The organism is Pseudomonas sp. SWRI18, from assembly GCF_014268345.1.
GTDB lineage: Bacteria > Pseudomonadota > Gammaproteobacteria > Pseudomonadales > Pseudomonadaceae > Aquipseudomonas > Aquipseudomonas cedrina.
This window is the reverse complement of sequence record NZ_JACCQQ010000002.1, coordinates 318,816-333,193: the sequence shown is the minus strand read 5'-3', so window position 1 is coordinate 333,193 and position 14,378 is coordinate 318,816. Positions and strand designations below refer to the sequence as shown.

12 protein-coding genes are annotated in these 14,378 nt (G+C 62.4%); 4 read left to right on the top strand and 8 right to left on the bottom strand.

Translation table 11 applies throughout. From position 1 onward, the window contains the following. Positions 1-2: 2 nt before the first annotated feature. The 5 genes from H0Z09_RS04170 to H0Z09_RS04150 all read right to left on the bottom strand — a co-directional run bounded on the left by H0Z09_RS04170 (position 3) and on the right by H0Z09_RS04150 (position 3,740). Positions 3-1,328 carry a type IV pilus secretin PilQ family protein gene (locus H0Z09_RS04170; protein WP_186687940.1) on the bottom strand — a complete coding sequence of 442 codons (1,326 nt, stop codon included), beginning with the start codon at positions 1,326-1,328 and terminating at the stop codon, positions 3-5. A 69-nt stretch (positions 1,329-1,397) separates the two neighbouring features. After that, positions 1,398-2,369, bottom strand: coding sequence for a pilus assembly protein PilP (locus H0Z09_RS04165; RefSeq protein WP_186687662.1), 972 nt, complete (start codon positions 2,367-2,369; stop codon positions 1,398-1,400). Further along, a complete protein-coding gene (locus H0Z09_RS04160; protein WP_186687659.1) occupies positions 2,366-2,920 on the bottom strand; it encodes a PilN domain-containing protein in 555 nt (184 codons plus the stop codon). Before H0Z09_RS04160 ends, H0Z09_RS04165 begins: the two co-directional genes overlap by 4 nt. Further along, positions 2,917-3,570, bottom strand: coding sequence for a type IV pilus assembly protein PilM (gene pilM, locus H0Z09_RS04155; RefSeq protein WP_186687656.1), 654 nt, complete (start codon positions 3,568-3,570; stop codon positions 2,917-2,919). The genes H0Z09_RS04160 and pilM overlap by 4 nt, the downstream gene beginning before the upstream one ends. 23 nt (positions 3,571-3,593) lie before the next feature. Continuing rightward, the gene (locus tag H0Z09_RS04150) at positions 3,594-3,740 is read right to left on the bottom strand and encodes a hypothetical protein (RefSeq protein WP_186687654.1); all 147 of its coding nucleotides are present in this window, start codon (positions 3,738-3,740) and stop codon (positions 3,594-3,596) included. Positions 3,741-3,788: 48 nt separating this feature from the next. On the opposite strand from H0Z09_RS04150, the gene H0Z09_RS04145 reads away from it, so the two are divergent. Next, the gene (locus H0Z09_RS04145; RefSeq protein WP_186687652.1) at positions 3,789-6,251 is read left to right on the top strand and encodes a penicillin-binding protein 1A; all 2,463 of its coding nucleotides are present in this window, start codon (positions 3,789-3,791) and stop codon (positions 6,249-6,251) included. A 209-nt stretch (positions 6,252-6,460) separates the two neighbouring features. On the opposite strand, the gene H0Z09_RS04140 is transcribed toward H0Z09_RS04145, so the two are convergent. The 3 genes from H0Z09_RS04140 to rpmE form a co-directional block, all read right to left on the bottom strand. Beyond that, positions 6,461-7,729 carry a malic enzyme-like NAD(P)-binding protein gene (locus tag H0Z09_RS04140; RefSeq protein WP_186687650.1) on the bottom strand — a complete coding sequence of 423 codons (1,269 nt, stop codon included), beginning with the start codon at positions 7,727-7,729 and terminating at the stop codon, positions 6,461-6,463. A 182-nt stretch (positions 7,730-7,911) separates the two neighbouring features. After that, complete coding sequence (locus H0Z09_RS04135) at positions 7,912-8,718, bottom strand: thermonuclease family protein (RefSeq protein WP_186687648.1); 807 nt, start codon at positions 8,716-8,718, stop codon at positions 7,912-7,914. Positions 8,719-8,732: 14 nt separating this feature from the next. After that, the gene (rpmE, locus tag H0Z09_RS04130) at positions 8,733-8,963 is read right to left on the bottom strand and encodes a 50S ribosomal protein L31 (protein WP_033897755.1); all 231 of its coding nucleotides are present in this window, start codon (positions 8,961-8,963) and stop codon (positions 8,733-8,735) included. 357 nt (positions 8,964-9,320) lie between these two features. On the opposite strand from rpmE, the gene H0Z09_RS04125 reads away from it, so the two are divergent. The 3 genes from H0Z09_RS04125 to H0Z09_RS04115 all read left to right on the top strand — a co-directional run bounded on the left by H0Z09_RS04125 (position 9,321) and on the right by H0Z09_RS04115 (position 14,181). Then, complete coding sequence (locus tag H0Z09_RS04125) at positions 9,321-11,540, top strand: primosomal protein N' (protein ID WP_186687646.1); 2,220 nt, start codon at positions 9,321-9,323, stop codon at positions 11,538-11,540. A gap of 201 nt (positions 11,541-11,741) precedes the next feature. After that, complete coding sequence (gene argS, locus H0Z09_RS04120) at positions 11,742-13,478, top strand: arginine--tRNA ligase (protein ID WP_186687644.1); 1,737 nt, start codon at positions 11,742-11,744, stop codon at positions 13,476-13,478. 1 nt (position 13,479) lies between these two features. Then, positions 13,480-14,181 carry an SPOR domain-containing protein gene (locus tag H0Z09_RS04115; protein ID WP_169375910.1) on the top strand — a complete coding sequence of 234 codons (702 nt, stop codon included), beginning with the start codon at positions 13,480-13,482 and terminating at the stop codon, positions 14,179-14,181. Positions 14,182-14,378: the final 197 nt, after the last annotated feature.

Genomic DNA, 14,378 nt, shown 5'->3' with positions numbered 1-14,378 from the left:
AATCAACGACTCACAGCAATCGCCTGGTTATTCATAATACGCGGAGTCAGGAATACCAGCAGCTCGGATTTTTTCTCCGCCAGCACATCGCGCCGGAAAAGGCGGCCAAGATACGGCACATCGCCTAAAAATGGCACTTTATCTACCACTTTGCTTTGGGTATTGGAGAAAACCCCGCCGATGACGATAGTCTCGCCGTCCTTGACCAATACCTTGGCGTTGACCTCGTTCTTCTTGATCGGCGGCACATCGTTGAGCTTGTTCAGGTAGTCAGGCTCATCCTTGGTCACCTTGACCTCCATGATCACGCGGTCGTCAGGCGTGATTTGCGGGGTGACCTCCAGGGACAGCGAGGCCTCCTTGAACGACACCGAGGTAGCGCCACTGGAGCTGGATTCCTGGTAGGGGATCTCGGTGCCCTTGAGGATGCGTGCGGTTTCCTTGTCGGAAGTGACCACCTTGGGCTGCGAGACGATTTCACCGTTGCCGGTTTTCTCCATGGCGGTGAGTTCCAGGTCCAGCAGCAGGTTGTCGGTGATAAAGGCGATACCCAGGCCCGAGGTACCGGTGAGCGAGCCAAGGTCCACAAAGGGCGAACTGGGTGGGTTTGGCGGCGGCTCGGCGCCTTCAGGCTGAGGTTTCGCGATGCCGCCCGCGCCCCAGTTGCCGCGATTGAGCCGCCCTCCCCAGCGTGCGCCCAAGCTTTTGTCGTAATCGACATTGGCCTCGACGATCCGCGCCTCGATCATTACCTGGCGCACCGGAATATCCAGCTGTGCCACGATGCGACGCAGCTCCTCCAGCCGCTCCCCGGTCTGGTAGGCAATGATGTTGTTGGTGCGATCATCGACTGCCACCGAGCCACGTTCATCGGTAACGCCTTCAAGGCCCGTGACCGACTGGAACAATTTGGCCAGGTCCGCCGCCTTGGCGTAGTTGACTTGCAGCAGCTCCCGACGCAGCGGCGCCAGTTCGGCCATTTGCTTGCGCGACTCCAGCGTGAGCAGCTCGCGCGCGGCCAGCTCCTCGGCAGGGGCTACCAGCAATACGCCAGCCTTAAGGCGCTTATCCAGGCCCTTGGCCTGCAGCACAAGGTCCAGCGCCTGGTCCCAGGGCACATCCTTGAGGCGCAAGGTGATCGAGCCCTGCACATCGTCGCTCGCAACAAGGTTGAGGCCCGCCACATCGGCAATTTGCTGCAACGCGGAGCGCAACTCGATGCTTTGGAAGTTGAGGTTGAGCCTATCGCCCGTGTAGGCATTTGACGCGGCGTTGCCGGGGGGCGGCAACTGGATCAGATCCATACGATTGGGCACAGCAACAGCCATCGGTGCCGTGAACGCTATCCATAGCGCCACACCGAAGGACGAAAAAGTCCTTTTCATTGTTTGATTCCGTTATGAGTTGACGTTTAACAGCAGTGTGCGCGGACGCTCCAGCCACGCTCCCTGGCCATCGGGAAACAGCTCCACCAGTTCTATGGCGCGCTCATGGATGGCGGTGATGCGGCCATGGTCCGGCCCCAGGTAATCGCCAATTGCCAGGCGATGCACCTTGGAGGAGGCACGCAGCAGGGCGAACGCCTGCAGCCCGCGGGACAGCGTGCCGACCATTTCGAACTGATCCAGCGCAAGCCCTTCCAGGATTCCACGCGGCCGAGTGAGATCCGGCGCACGGGCAGGGCGACCCGGCAAGTGGTCGACCTGAACCGCAAGCAGTTGAAAAGGATCACGCAGCCCGGATGAGTCGTAGACAAAAGGCTGCCCTTGCGCAACCTGTCCGCCCCGCCGGCCACCCTGCGCATGCCAGTAGGTCTTGGCCAGCAGATCAAGGCGCTGCAGCTTGCCATCACGCCGCAGGGCAACATCATGCACCGTAGCGATTCGCGACAGGCCGCCAAGGCTGCTCAGGAACATCGCCAGGTCGTGATAGACCCCTGTGACCCCAACCCGCACAGGCTGCTCGTAGAAGAACGCCAAGGGTTGTTCATCCAACGGGGTGACGCTCTCGACCAGCAAACCATTGGCCAGTGCCAGGCGCGCGATGTCTTCCAGCAAGCCAGGCATTTCGGGCTCGCCCGACAACGCCTGTAACAGCTCGTCGGCCTTTGCCTGCATAAGCTCAAGCTGGCGGCTGCGCGCGTCAAGGCTGGCCGCCAGGGCTGTCTTGCGGGCGATTTGCTGCTGCAGGGCCACTTCCTGCGCCTCGACCTGGTGCAAGCGCTGCCGCGACGGGCCCAGGTATACAAGCTCACCCGCCACCCCTACCAGGCCAGCCAGCGCACAGCCCAACAGGGCTTTGCCGGGCAGTGGCCATTTTGCAGCGTTGTGAGTGAGCGCGGAAAAATTGAGCCTTGGCAACAGGCTCATGGCTGAACCTCGGAAGACTCTCCCTGACGCACCATCAATTGGAACTCATTGTTGCCGCGCGCGCCCTCCGCTTGCACGTGTTGCAACCGCGTGGAATGGGGACCTTGCGTGGCTTCCAGGCGGCGCATCAACTGGGCGATATCCTGGCTGGATTCAGCGCTGCCACTGATACTCACCGTATCGCCCTTCGCGACCACTTCATGCAGGTGGACGCCGTCGGGGACCGCGCGCGCCAATTGATCCAACAGTTGCGCACCGGACGAGCGGGCATCGTGCAGGTCTTGCACGACTTTCATGCGTTGCGCCAATTGCTGGCTTTGCTCCTGCAAGTCGTCGATGGTCCTGATGCGCGCGTCAAGGCCGCTGACATCCTTGCCCAGATGGTCATTGCGGGTCACCTGCCGGTCGATGGCCTTGTCGATCACCTGGTCTGCCAGCCACACAGCCGCGAGCGCCGCGCTGACGAATGCGAGCAAACACGCCAGTAGATACTTGCGCCGCCGCTCTGCCAGCGCCTGGCGCCAAGGCAATAGGTTGATTCGTGTCTTCAAGCGAAACTCCTCAGGGCCAACCCGCAAGCAATTCCCATCCCTTGGGCATCCACGGCCCATTGTGCACCATCGACTCGATGGCTCGGCGTGAAGCTGGCGAAATCCTGACTGCAAGCGCGCGCCAATGCAAACGCTTCGACATCGACCACCTTCGGCACCAGCCCGGCCAGGGCCAGAACCGCCTCGCGGGCCTCCACATGTTCTTTCAGGCACGCGGCGAGCAGTACCTCGACACGGCCCGGGTCGAGTGCCGTCGGCCCGCGCACTTGAAAGTCGATGGCCACGTCATCAAGCGGATAAGGAATATATTGGTCTGCCTCCATCTGGATCCTCCAGGTCATCTCATCGTCAGTCAGCCCCGCCTCCATCTCGATCATCCGCGTGATCACCGACGGCCCGGCCACTGCAGCGGCAGCGCCACGGACCGATGTCGAAAACCGCGCCAAGGCACCGCGCAACGCACGCCCTACGCCTTCGAGGTCGAGGAATGTGCCGTCGACCACCGCGTGGCTGGGCAGCGCCTGGGTGACGTAACCCTCAATGGTGTAGTCGCCGCCTGAACAGCCGAGCTCGACCATCCGGATTGTGGTGTCATTGATGTCGACGCCCAGCAGGGTGTCGACTTTTCGGGTGAAAAATCCCTTTCCCATAAAACTCCCTAAAATTTTGCCTGTCATACCGCCTGATTACCGCTGTGGGCCATGCATTCGGTCGACTTGTTGAGCAGGCGCCCATGACGCCCGAAGTCGAAAAATGCTTTAATGCCCAGCGTTTTTTCCTGCTTTTCATCTGCAGCTCGGGTCGATCCATCGTTTGTCATGCACGCCCCGACGCCTAACCCATTCTTTTCTCTGGAAATCCAAAAGCCTTGATTCGTCTGCTGAAGTTTTTCGGGTACTCCATTGTCGCCATCGTTTGCGGGCTGCTGCTCGTGTTCAGCGGGGCCTACCTCTACCTTAGTCCGGGTTTGCCCTCCGTAGAGGCCCTTAGAAGTATCCAGTTGCAGATTCCTTTGCGGGTCTACAGCAGCGATGAAAAACTGATCGCGGAGTTCGGCGAAATGCGCCGCACACCGATCCGTTTTGCCGACATTCCACCCAATTTCATCAGTGCCCTGCTCTCGGCCGAAGACGATAATTTTGCCAACCACTATGGCGTCGATCCCAGCAGCCTGGTGCGGGCGGCCACGCAGTTGGTAAAAAGCGGACACATTCAGTCCGGCGGCAGCACCATCACCATGCAGGTGGCGAAGAACTTTTTCCTCACCAGCGAGCGCAGTTTTTCACGCAAGGCCACCGAAATCCTCCTGGCTCTGCAGATCGAGCGCCAACTGACCAAGGATGAAATCCTCGAGCTGTACGTCAACAAGATCTACCTGGGCAACCGTGCCTACGGGATCGAAGCGGCGTCACAGGTCTACTACGGCAAGTCCATTCGTGACGCCAGCCTGGCGCAAATGGCCATGATCGCCGGCCTGCCCAAGGCCCCTTCACGCTTCAACCCGCTGGCCAACCCGGCACGCAGTAAAGAACGCCGCGACTGGATCCTGGGGCGCATGTACAAGCTGGGCAAGATCGACCAGGCCGCTTACGAAAGCGCCGTTGCCGAACCGCTGAACGCCAGCTACCACGTGCCGACGCCGGAAGTGAACGCCCCCTACATCGCTGAAATGGCGCGCGCCGAGATGGTCGGCCGCTACGGCAGCGAGGCCTACACCGAGGGCTTTCGTGTCACCACCACCGTGCCCAGCGACCTGCAGGACATCGCCAACGAAGCGGTGCATTCCGGCCTGATCACCTATGACCAGCGCCACGGCTACCGCGGCCCTGAATCGCGCCTGCCGGGCAAGACCCTGAGCGCCTGGACCACCGAGCTGGGCAAGCAACGCACGATCAGCGGCCTGGAGCCGGCCATCGTCACCCAGGTAAAGAAAGACGGCCTGCAGGTGCTGACCCGCACCGGCGAAGCCCATGTGGCGTGGGACAGCATGAAATGGGCACGCCCCTTCCTGAACACCAACAGCATGGGCCCGATGCCCAAGCAGCCAGCGGACGTGGCGCAGGTGGGTGACTTGATCCGCGTGCAACGCCAGAAGGATGACAGCCTCAAGTTCAGCCAGGTACCGCTGGCCCAGGGCGCGCTGGTGTCCCTGGACCCGCAGAACGGTGCAATCCGCGCGCTGGTCGGCGGTTTCGCGTTCGAGCAAAGCAACTACAACCGTGCCATCCAGGCCAAGCGCCAGCCCGGCTCGAGCTTCAAGCCGTTCATCTACAGCGCCGCGCTGGATAACGGCTACACCGCCGCCAGCCTGGTCAACGATGCACCGATCGTGTTTGTCGACGAGTACCTGGACAAGGTCTGGCGTCCGAAGAACGACACCAACACCTTCCTCGGCCCGATCCGCATCCGCGAGGCGCTGTACAAGTCGCGCAACCTGGTGTCGATCCGCCTGCTGCAGGCGATGGGCGTGGGCAAGACCATCGATTACATGACGCGTTTTGGCTTTGCCAAGTCGGACCTGCCGCCCAACCTGTCCCTGGCGCTGGGCACCGCGACCCTCACGCCGATGGAAATCGCCACCGGCTGGAGCACCTTTGCCAACGGCGGCTACAAGATCGCGCCGTACCTGATCGACAAGATTGAAAGCCGCAACGGCGACACTCTGTTCACCGCCAACCCGCCACGTGTGCCGGGCGACGTGGTCAACGGCGTGGCGGCAACCGATGGCCTGGCGGCACCGAGCAATGGCGGTATCACCATCGAGCCAACCCCGGGCGCTGCGCCGGCCGCCAACGCCGCCGCTACCGAACCACAGGCACCCGCCGTGGCCGAGCGCATCGTGGATGGCCGTACCACCTACATCCTCAACAGCATCCTGGAAGACGTGATCAAGAAGGGCACCGGCCGCCGCGCCCTGGCCCTTGGCCGCGCGGATATCGCCGGCAAGACAGGTACCACTAACGAATCCAAGGATGCCTGGTTCTCCGGTTACAACGCCGACTATGTGACGACCGTATGGACCGGCTACGACCAGCCGGAAAGCCTGGGCCGCCGCGAGTTCGGCGGCACCGTCGCACTGCCGATCTGGATGAGCTACATGGGCGCTGCCTTGAAGGACAAGCCGTTGCACACTCAACCGGAGCCGGAAGGTATCCTCAGCCTGCGCATCGACCCGATCAGTGGCCGCGCGGCATCGCCCAGCACGCCGAATGCGTACTTCGAGCTGTTCAAGAGCGAAGACACGCCGCCGTCGGTCAACGAGTTGGGCAATGGGGTTGCGCCGGGCAGCCCGCTGCCGGCGGATGAGGCGGCGCCGATCGACCTGTTCTGACGCAATCTCGGGCCCACACAGACCCCATGTGGGAGCGGGCTTGCTCGCGAATTCGGTGTATCAGCAAACAGATGTATTGACTGACACACCGCGTTCGCGAGCAAGCCCGCTCCCACATTTGGATCTCCACGAGGGTCAAGTTAATCGCCAGCCAACAAAAAGCCCCGACTCGCGAGAGCCGGGGCTTTTTGTTGGTGCGCTACGCAGGCTTAGCCGTTGAACACATCATCCACGCTTTGCAGCGGGTAGTTCTTCGGATACGGCAGGGTCGCCACGCCCGTCTCGATGGCGGCTTTGGCCACGGCATCGGAGATCAGGGTGATCAGGCGCTTATCCATTGGCTTGGGAATGATGTACTCACGACCAAACTCCAGCTTGACGCCACCGTAGGCATCGCACACGTCCTGAGGCACCGGCAGCTTGGCCAGTTCACGCAGGGCGTTGGCGGCAGCGACTTTCATCTCTTCGTTGATGCGCTTGGCGCGAACGTCCAGAGCGCCACGGAAGATGAACGGGAAGCCCAATACGTTGTTGACCTGGTTCGGGTAGTCCGAACGGCCAGTGGCCATGATCACGTCGTTGCGCGTGGCGTGCGCCAGTTCCGGCGAGATCTCCGGGTCCGGGTTGGAGCAGGCGAAGACGATCGGGTTGGCCGCCATGGACTTGAGGCCTTCGGCGCTCAGCAGGTTCGGGCCGGACAGGCCGACGAATACGTCTGCACCGTCAAGGGCATCAGCCAGGGTGCGCTTGGACGAAGGGTGGGCAAACATCGCCTTGTACTGGTTCAGGTCGGTACGCTCGGACTGGATGACGCCCTTGCTGTCGACCATGTAGATATTTTCCAGCTTGGCGCCCATGCTCACGATCAGCTTCATGCAGGAGATAGCCGCGGCACCGGCGCCCAGGCAGACGATCTTGGCGTCAGCCAGGGTCTTGCCGGCGATTTCCAGGGCGTTGATCATGCCGGCCGCGGTAACGATCGCGGTGCCGTGCTGGTCATCGTGGAATACCGGAATGTCGCACTGTTCGATCAGGGCCTTTTCGATCTCGAAGCACTCAGGTGCCTTGATGTCTTCCAGGTTGATGCCACCGAAGGTGATGGAAATGCGTTTGACCGTGTCGATGAAGGCCTGCGGGCTTTCGGAGTCGACTTCGATGTCGAAAACGTCGATGCCGGCGAAGCGCTTGAACAGCACGCCTTTACCTTCCATGACCGGCTTGGAAGCCAATGGGCCGAGGTTACCCAGGCCCAGAATCGCGGTGCCATCGGAAATCACTGCAACCAGGTTGCCTTTGCCGGTGTACTTGTACGCCAGTTCGGGGTCGCGGGCGATTTCACGTACGGGCTCGGCAACACCAGGGCTGTAGGCCAGCGACAGGTCGCGGGCGGTGGCAGTGGCCTTGGTGAGCTCCACACTCAGCTTTCCTGGACGAGGATGGGCATGATATTCGAGAGCGGCAGTTTTCAAATCAGACATATCGGCATTCCGCTTTTACTGTTGGTCGACGGACCGCCGAGGATACGCGTGTCGCAAAGTCCCCACAAGACTGGGCAGTCACGGGTGTCAAGACCCCAAAGCGCCGTACTTTGGTCTAAGGCCACGGGATACAAGGGCTCAACTGCTCACAATAAAATAAAAAAATGTCTACAATTTTTTTATCAAAAAGTCGATTTGAGCATGCTGGGGTCGGTCAATGGGAGCAACCAGCGCGCCTGATCGGTTTTCCGGCTGCCATGCCGGGCACGATCCTGCACCCAGCCGCGCGCCTCGATCGTCTTGCCGGGCAGACCATTGAGCAGTGCGGAGTCGAAGTGGCGGGTGAGTTCGGGTGAAATGCGTAATACCAGTGAGCCCTGCAATTGGATCCAGACCCCACCTCGATTGCGTTCGATCTTGCTCACACGGCCGCTGACCAGGGCGAAGCCGGGCTGCTTGAGTTGCGCCACGCCCAACACCGGAGATTGCCGCCAGAGGCCCAACCGCGCCTGCCGGGCGCTGTTTTCAGCGGCCCGCTGGCAGGCGACGAGATCGACATTGGGCGCAACGCCCACTTGATAGCCCAGGCCTTCGGCCAGCAGCTGCGCTTCAAGGTTCTCACCGTTGGCAGCGTAGAGGTGGGCCAGCGTGCGGCCGTAGCGGTCCTTGCTCTCGCGCCCCGGCACCAGGCCGACGCGACCGTCACTGGCCTCCACCAACGCTTGCAAACGCTGGCGGGCAGCGATGGCGTAGGGCTCGTCAGGACGGCCTCGCTTGCCGGTCTCCGGGGCGTTGAGGCCGATCATCCGTACACTGCGGCCATCCTTGAGGCGCAGCGTGTCGCCATCCACCACGCGCTGAACCTCGACGCGGGTCACAGACGCCGGCGCTGGGCAAAATACCTCGGCGTAGGCGGTCGTCAGCCAAATCCCAGGCACAAAAAAGGCGCCCGCAAGGGACGCCTTTTTCAACAGCTGGCAAAAGCCCATGAGGCTTTTGAGCCTTACTCTGCTGGAGTAGCAGGCTTCTTGCCGAAAGCACCAAAGCGATCTGCGAAGCGCTGTACACGGCCGCCGGTGTCCAGAGTTTTCTGCTTACCGGTGTAGAACGGGTGGCACTCGTTGCATACGTCAGTACCCAGTGGCTTGCACAGGTTCGAACGGGTCTGGAACTTGTTGCCGCAGCTGCAAGTTACATCGATGACTTCGTACGCTGGATGGATATCGGCTTTCATGGCACTTCCTCGGGCTAGCGTGCCGCCACTCGACACTATTGTCGAATACCGCACGTAATTAGGCCGCGGATTCTACCAGACCTTTTTAAACGCGCAAGCGGCGGGGATGGCCCAAGACATCCTTTCATCAGAAAATCCCGACTACCACACCCCCCTTGTGGGAGCGGGCTTGCTCGCGAATGCAGTGTGTCAGTCGCAGGAAGTAGCGGCTGATCCACCGCATTCGCGAGCAAGCCCGCTCCCACAGGGGAACTGCAGTGTGCTGAAGATACGGTTCCAGACACAGGACACCTCCACCGCCGGTCTGCTAGGCTCGCGCCCCTGCAACACCGCCTGCCTTTATAGATGAGACTTCGTGTGCCCGACGCCATTTTGCGCCTAGCCCTGCCCTCGCCCCTGCGCCGCCTGTTCGATTACCGGGCCCCGGCCGGCGTGCTGCGCGCGCAGTTGCAGCCAGGCATGCGCGTGCGCGTGCCGTTCGGGCGCCGGGAAATGATCGGCATCCTGGTGGAAGTCGCCGACCATAGCGAAGTGCCCGCAGACAAACTCAAGCCCGCCCTGGCTATGCTCGATGCCACCCCGCCGCTGCCGCCCGCACTGTTCAAGCTGTGCCTGTGGACCGCGCAGTATTATCAGCACAGCCTGGGCGACACCTTGAACTGGGCGCTGCCGGTGCTGTTGCGCCAGGGCGAGCTGGCCGAGGCGCGCCAGGAACGCTTCTGGTCGACGGTGCCCGGCGCGCGCCTCGACGACCCACGCATCGCCCGTGCGCCGCGCCAGCGTGAAGCCCTGGCGACCCTGGCCCAGCACCCGCACGGCGTGGCGCATCAGCTCTTGAGCAAGCTGATGCTGAGCAAGGACAGCCTTGACCTGCTGCTGGCCAAAGGCCTGGTGCAGGTGGAAATCCGCAAGCACGCCCCCGACCCGCGCCACGAACATTGGCTGGCCCAGCCGGAATTGCCGCTGAACCCCGAACAACGCGCCGCGTATGAAGCGATTCGCGCCGGTTTCGACAGTTTCCACGCTTTCCTGCTGGCCGGCGTCACCGGCAGCGGCAAGACCGAAGTCTATTTGCAGTTGATCCGCGAAACCCTGCAGGCCGGCAAACAGGCACTGGTGCTGATCCCCGAGATCAACCTGGGCCCGCAAACCCTGGCGCGTTTCGAACAACGCTTCAACGCGCGCATCGCTTTGGTGCACTCGGCGGTCAACGACCGCGAACGCCTGGAATCCTGGCTGGCGGCGCGCGATGGCGAAGCCGACATTATTATCGGCACCCGCTCGGCGCTGTTCACGCCGATGAAAAACCCCGGGCTGATCATCATCGACGAGGAGCACGACGGGTCCTACAAACAGCAAGAAGGCCTGCGCTACCACGCCCGCGACCTGGCGCTGGTGCGCGCACGCCAGGAAGACATTCCGATAGTGCTGGGCTCGGCCACACCGTCCCTTGAGAGCTTGCACAACGCCTACACCGGCCGCTACGGCCTGCTGCGCCTCAACGAGCGCGCCGGCGGCGCCAAACAGCCACGCTTCCTGCGCCTGGACGTAAAAAGCCGGCCGCTGGACAGCGGTATTTCCGGCCCGATGCAGCAAGCCATAGGCCAAACCCTGGCCGCCGGCCAACAGGTCCTGGTGTTCCTCAACCGCCGGGGCTTTGCGCCGACCCTGCTGTGCCACGACTGCGGCTGGATGTCCGAGTGCGAGCGCTGCGATGCGCGCATGACCGTGCATCAGCGCCACGGCGAGCTGCGCTGCCACCACTGCGGCCATGTGGAACGCGTACCACGGCACTGCCCGCAGTGCGGCAAGGTCGACCTGCGCCCGGTCGGCGCAGGGACCGAGCGGGCCGAAGAGCGCCTGGGCATTCTGTTCCCGGACTTCCCGGTGCTACGGGTCGACCGCGATAGCACCTCGCGCAAGGACGCGATGAACCAGTTGTTCGCCACCATCCAGAAAGGCCAGCCGTGCATCTTGATCGGCACGCAGATGCTTGCCAAAGGGCATCACTTTCCACGGGTAACCCTGGTGTCGATCCTGGATGCCGACGGCGGGCTGTTCTCCGGGGACTTCCGCGCCAGCGAACGCATGGCGCAGTTGATCGTGCAGGTTGCCGGCCGCGCGGGGCGTGCCGAAGAGCCAGGCAGAGTAATTATCCAGACGCACCTGGCCGACCACCCGCTGCTGATCCAGCTCACAGAACAAGGCTACTTTGCCTTCGCCGAGCAGGCACTGAGCGAACGCCGCGCCGCCGGCCTGCCGCCTTTTTCCCACTTGGCGCTGCTGCGCGCCGAAGCCCATAAACCGGGCCAGGCCGAAGGTTTCCTGGATGAAGCGTGCAGCGCCGCCGAACGTTTGCTCGGCGAACTGGGTCTGACCGGCATCGAACTGCTCGGCCCGGTGCCCGCGCCTATGGAACGCCGCGCCGGGCGTTATCGTGCGCAGTTACTCTTGCAAGCCACCTCCCGCGCGCCGCTGCATCGGCTATTAAGCAGCTGGTTACTTGCCCTGGAGCAAATGCCCGGCGGCCGTCAGGTGCGATGGTCGCTGGATGTGGACCCGGTGGATTTGTATTGATAGATGGACCTATCGCAGGCAAGCCAGCTCCCACATTTGAAATGTGAACACCGTTAAATGTGGGAGCGGGCTTGCCCGCGATGGGGCCCGCAGGTCCGCCAACCCGTCTGGACAGTTGGCAAGCCCGCCCTCGCCACGGATAATGCCCAGTTTTTCCACCTGCGCATCGCGCGCCGCCGCTTGCGGTCGAAAGAGAACACCATGAAAGACACCATTCGCCAGCTGATCCAACAAGCCATCACCCAACTCGTCAACGAAGGTGTGTTGCCTGAAGGCCTGTCGCCGGCGATCCAGGTGGAGAACACCCGTGACAAGACCCACGGCGACTTCGCCAGCAACATTGCGATGATGCTGTCCAAGCCCGCCGGCATGAAGCCGCGTGACCTGGCGGAGAAGATCATTGCCGCGCTGCCTGCCGACGAGAGCGTCACCAAGGCCGAAATCGCCGGCCCTGGCTTCATCAATTTCTTCCAGAACACCCAGGCCCTGGCCACTCGGCTCGACGCGGCCCTGGCCGACGCTCACGTGGGCGCGCGCAAAGCCGGCCCGGCCCAGCGCACCGTGGTCGACCTGTCGGCCCCTAACTTGGCCAAGGAGATGCATGTCGGCCACCTGCGCTCGACCATCATCGGCGATGGCGTGGCCCGGGTCCTGGAGTTCCTGGGTGATGAAGTCATCCGTCAGAACCATGTCGGCGACTGGGGCACCCAGTTCGGCATGCTGATGGCCTATCTCCAGGAAAACCCGATCACCAGCGACGAACTGTCGGACCTGGAAAACTTCTACCGCGCGGCCAAGAAGCGCTTTGACGAATCCGCGGAATTCGCCGACCGCGCCCGCGGGCTGGTGGTCAAGCTGCAAGCCGGTGATGCCGAATGCCTGGCGCTGTGGACCAAGTTCAAGGACATCTCGCTGTCGCACTGCCAGAAGATCTACGAGCTGCTCAACGTCAAGCTGACCATGGCCGACGTGATGGGCGAAAGCGCCTACAACGATGACCTGGTCAACGTGGTCAACGACCTGAAGGCCGCCGGCATGCTGGTCGAGAGTAACGGCGCGCAGTGCGTGTTCCTCGACGAATTCAAGAATGCCGAAGGCGAGCCGCTGCCGGTGATTATCGTCAAGGCTGATGGCGGCTACCTCTACGCCACCACCGACCTGGCCGCCATACGCTACCGCAGTGGCACGCTCAAGGCCGACCGCGCCCTGTACTTCGTCGACCAGCGCCAGGCCCTGCACTTCCAGCAAGTGTTCGCGGTGGCGCGCAAGGCGGGCTTCGTCACCCACCCGATGCACATGGAGCACATGGGCTTCGGCACCATGAACGGCGCCGATGGCCGTCCGTTCAAGACCCGCGACGGCGGCACCGTGAAGCTGATCGACCTGCTGACCGAAGCCCAGGAACGTGCCTACAATCTGGTCAAGGAAAAAAACCCGGAACTGGCCGAGGCCGACCTGCGCAACATCGCCCGCGTGGTGGGCATTGGCGCGGTGAAATACGCCGACCTGTCCAAGCACCGCACCAGTGACTACAGCTTCAACTTCGAGCTGATGCTCAATTTCGAAGGCAACACCGCGCCGTACCTGCTGTACGCCTACACCCGTGTGGCCGGTGTGTTCCGCAAGCTGGGCAAGAATTTCAGCGAAGTCGAAGGCCGGATCGTGCTGGAAGCGCCACACGAACAGGAATTGGCCGCCAAACTGGCGCAATTCGGCGAAGTACTGAACAGCGTCGGCGAGAAAGGCACGCCGCACATTCTGTGCACTTACCTGTACGAAGTCGCGGGGCTGTTCTCCAGTTTCTACGAGAACTGCCCGATCCTGACCGCCGACGACGAAGCCCAGAAGCAAAGCCGCCTGCGCCTCGCCGCGCTGGCTGGACGCACCCTCAAGCAAGGCCTGGAACTGTTGGGCCTGGAAACCCTGGAGCGTATGTAAGTTGGCCGCCAAGAAAAAACCTGCACCCAAGCGCGGCGCCAGCCGCTACCAGGCCCCGGCGAAGAAGCCGATCCCCGGCTGGCTGTGGATGGCGATCGGCCTCACCGTCGGCGCGTTTATCGTGTTCCTGATGAAACTGGACCCAGGCCAGGGCGACGACGTCAAACGCGTCAAACAGGAGCAGCAGAAGGCCACGAAAATAGCCGAAGCCAACAAGACTGCGCCGAGCCCGACCGCACCCGTGAAGCCCAAGTACGACTTCTACACGCTGCTGCCGGAATCGGAAGTGATCGTGCCGCCCGACGCCGTGCCGGAGAAAACCCTGCCGACGCCGCAAGTGCCGACCACCCCGGTCACCCCGGCGGAAGCGGCGAAAATCGACACGGCGCGTGCCCAGGCCGCGCTGGCCGGGATCACGCCGCCGCCGGCACCGCCGGTTGCCGAGACCAAGGCCGCGCCGGTCACCAAGTTCTTCCTGCAAGCGGGCTCGTTCCCGAAACAGGCGGATGCCGATCGCGTGCGCGCGCAGATCATTCTGCTGGGCCAGACGGTGACGGTGGAGTCGGGCACGGTGAAGGACGCGACCTGGTATCGCGTGCTGGTGGGGCCATTCAGCAACCGTGAACAGTTGACCGTGGCGCAGAAACAACTGGCCGGCGCGGGCTTTAGCAACCTGTTGTTACAACAGCGCCAGAGCCGCTGATACTAAAAACGCAACGGTCCAAAATGTGGGAGCGGGCTTGCTCGCGAATGCGGTAGATCAGTCACTATTTCCGGCGACTGACCCACCGCTTTCGCGAGCAAGCCCGCTCCCACATTTGATTTTCATCGATCTGAAGATCGTGTCCGACATATAAACGCCACTCGTCCGCCCCAACGCCCTGCGGTTGAAATCCCCCC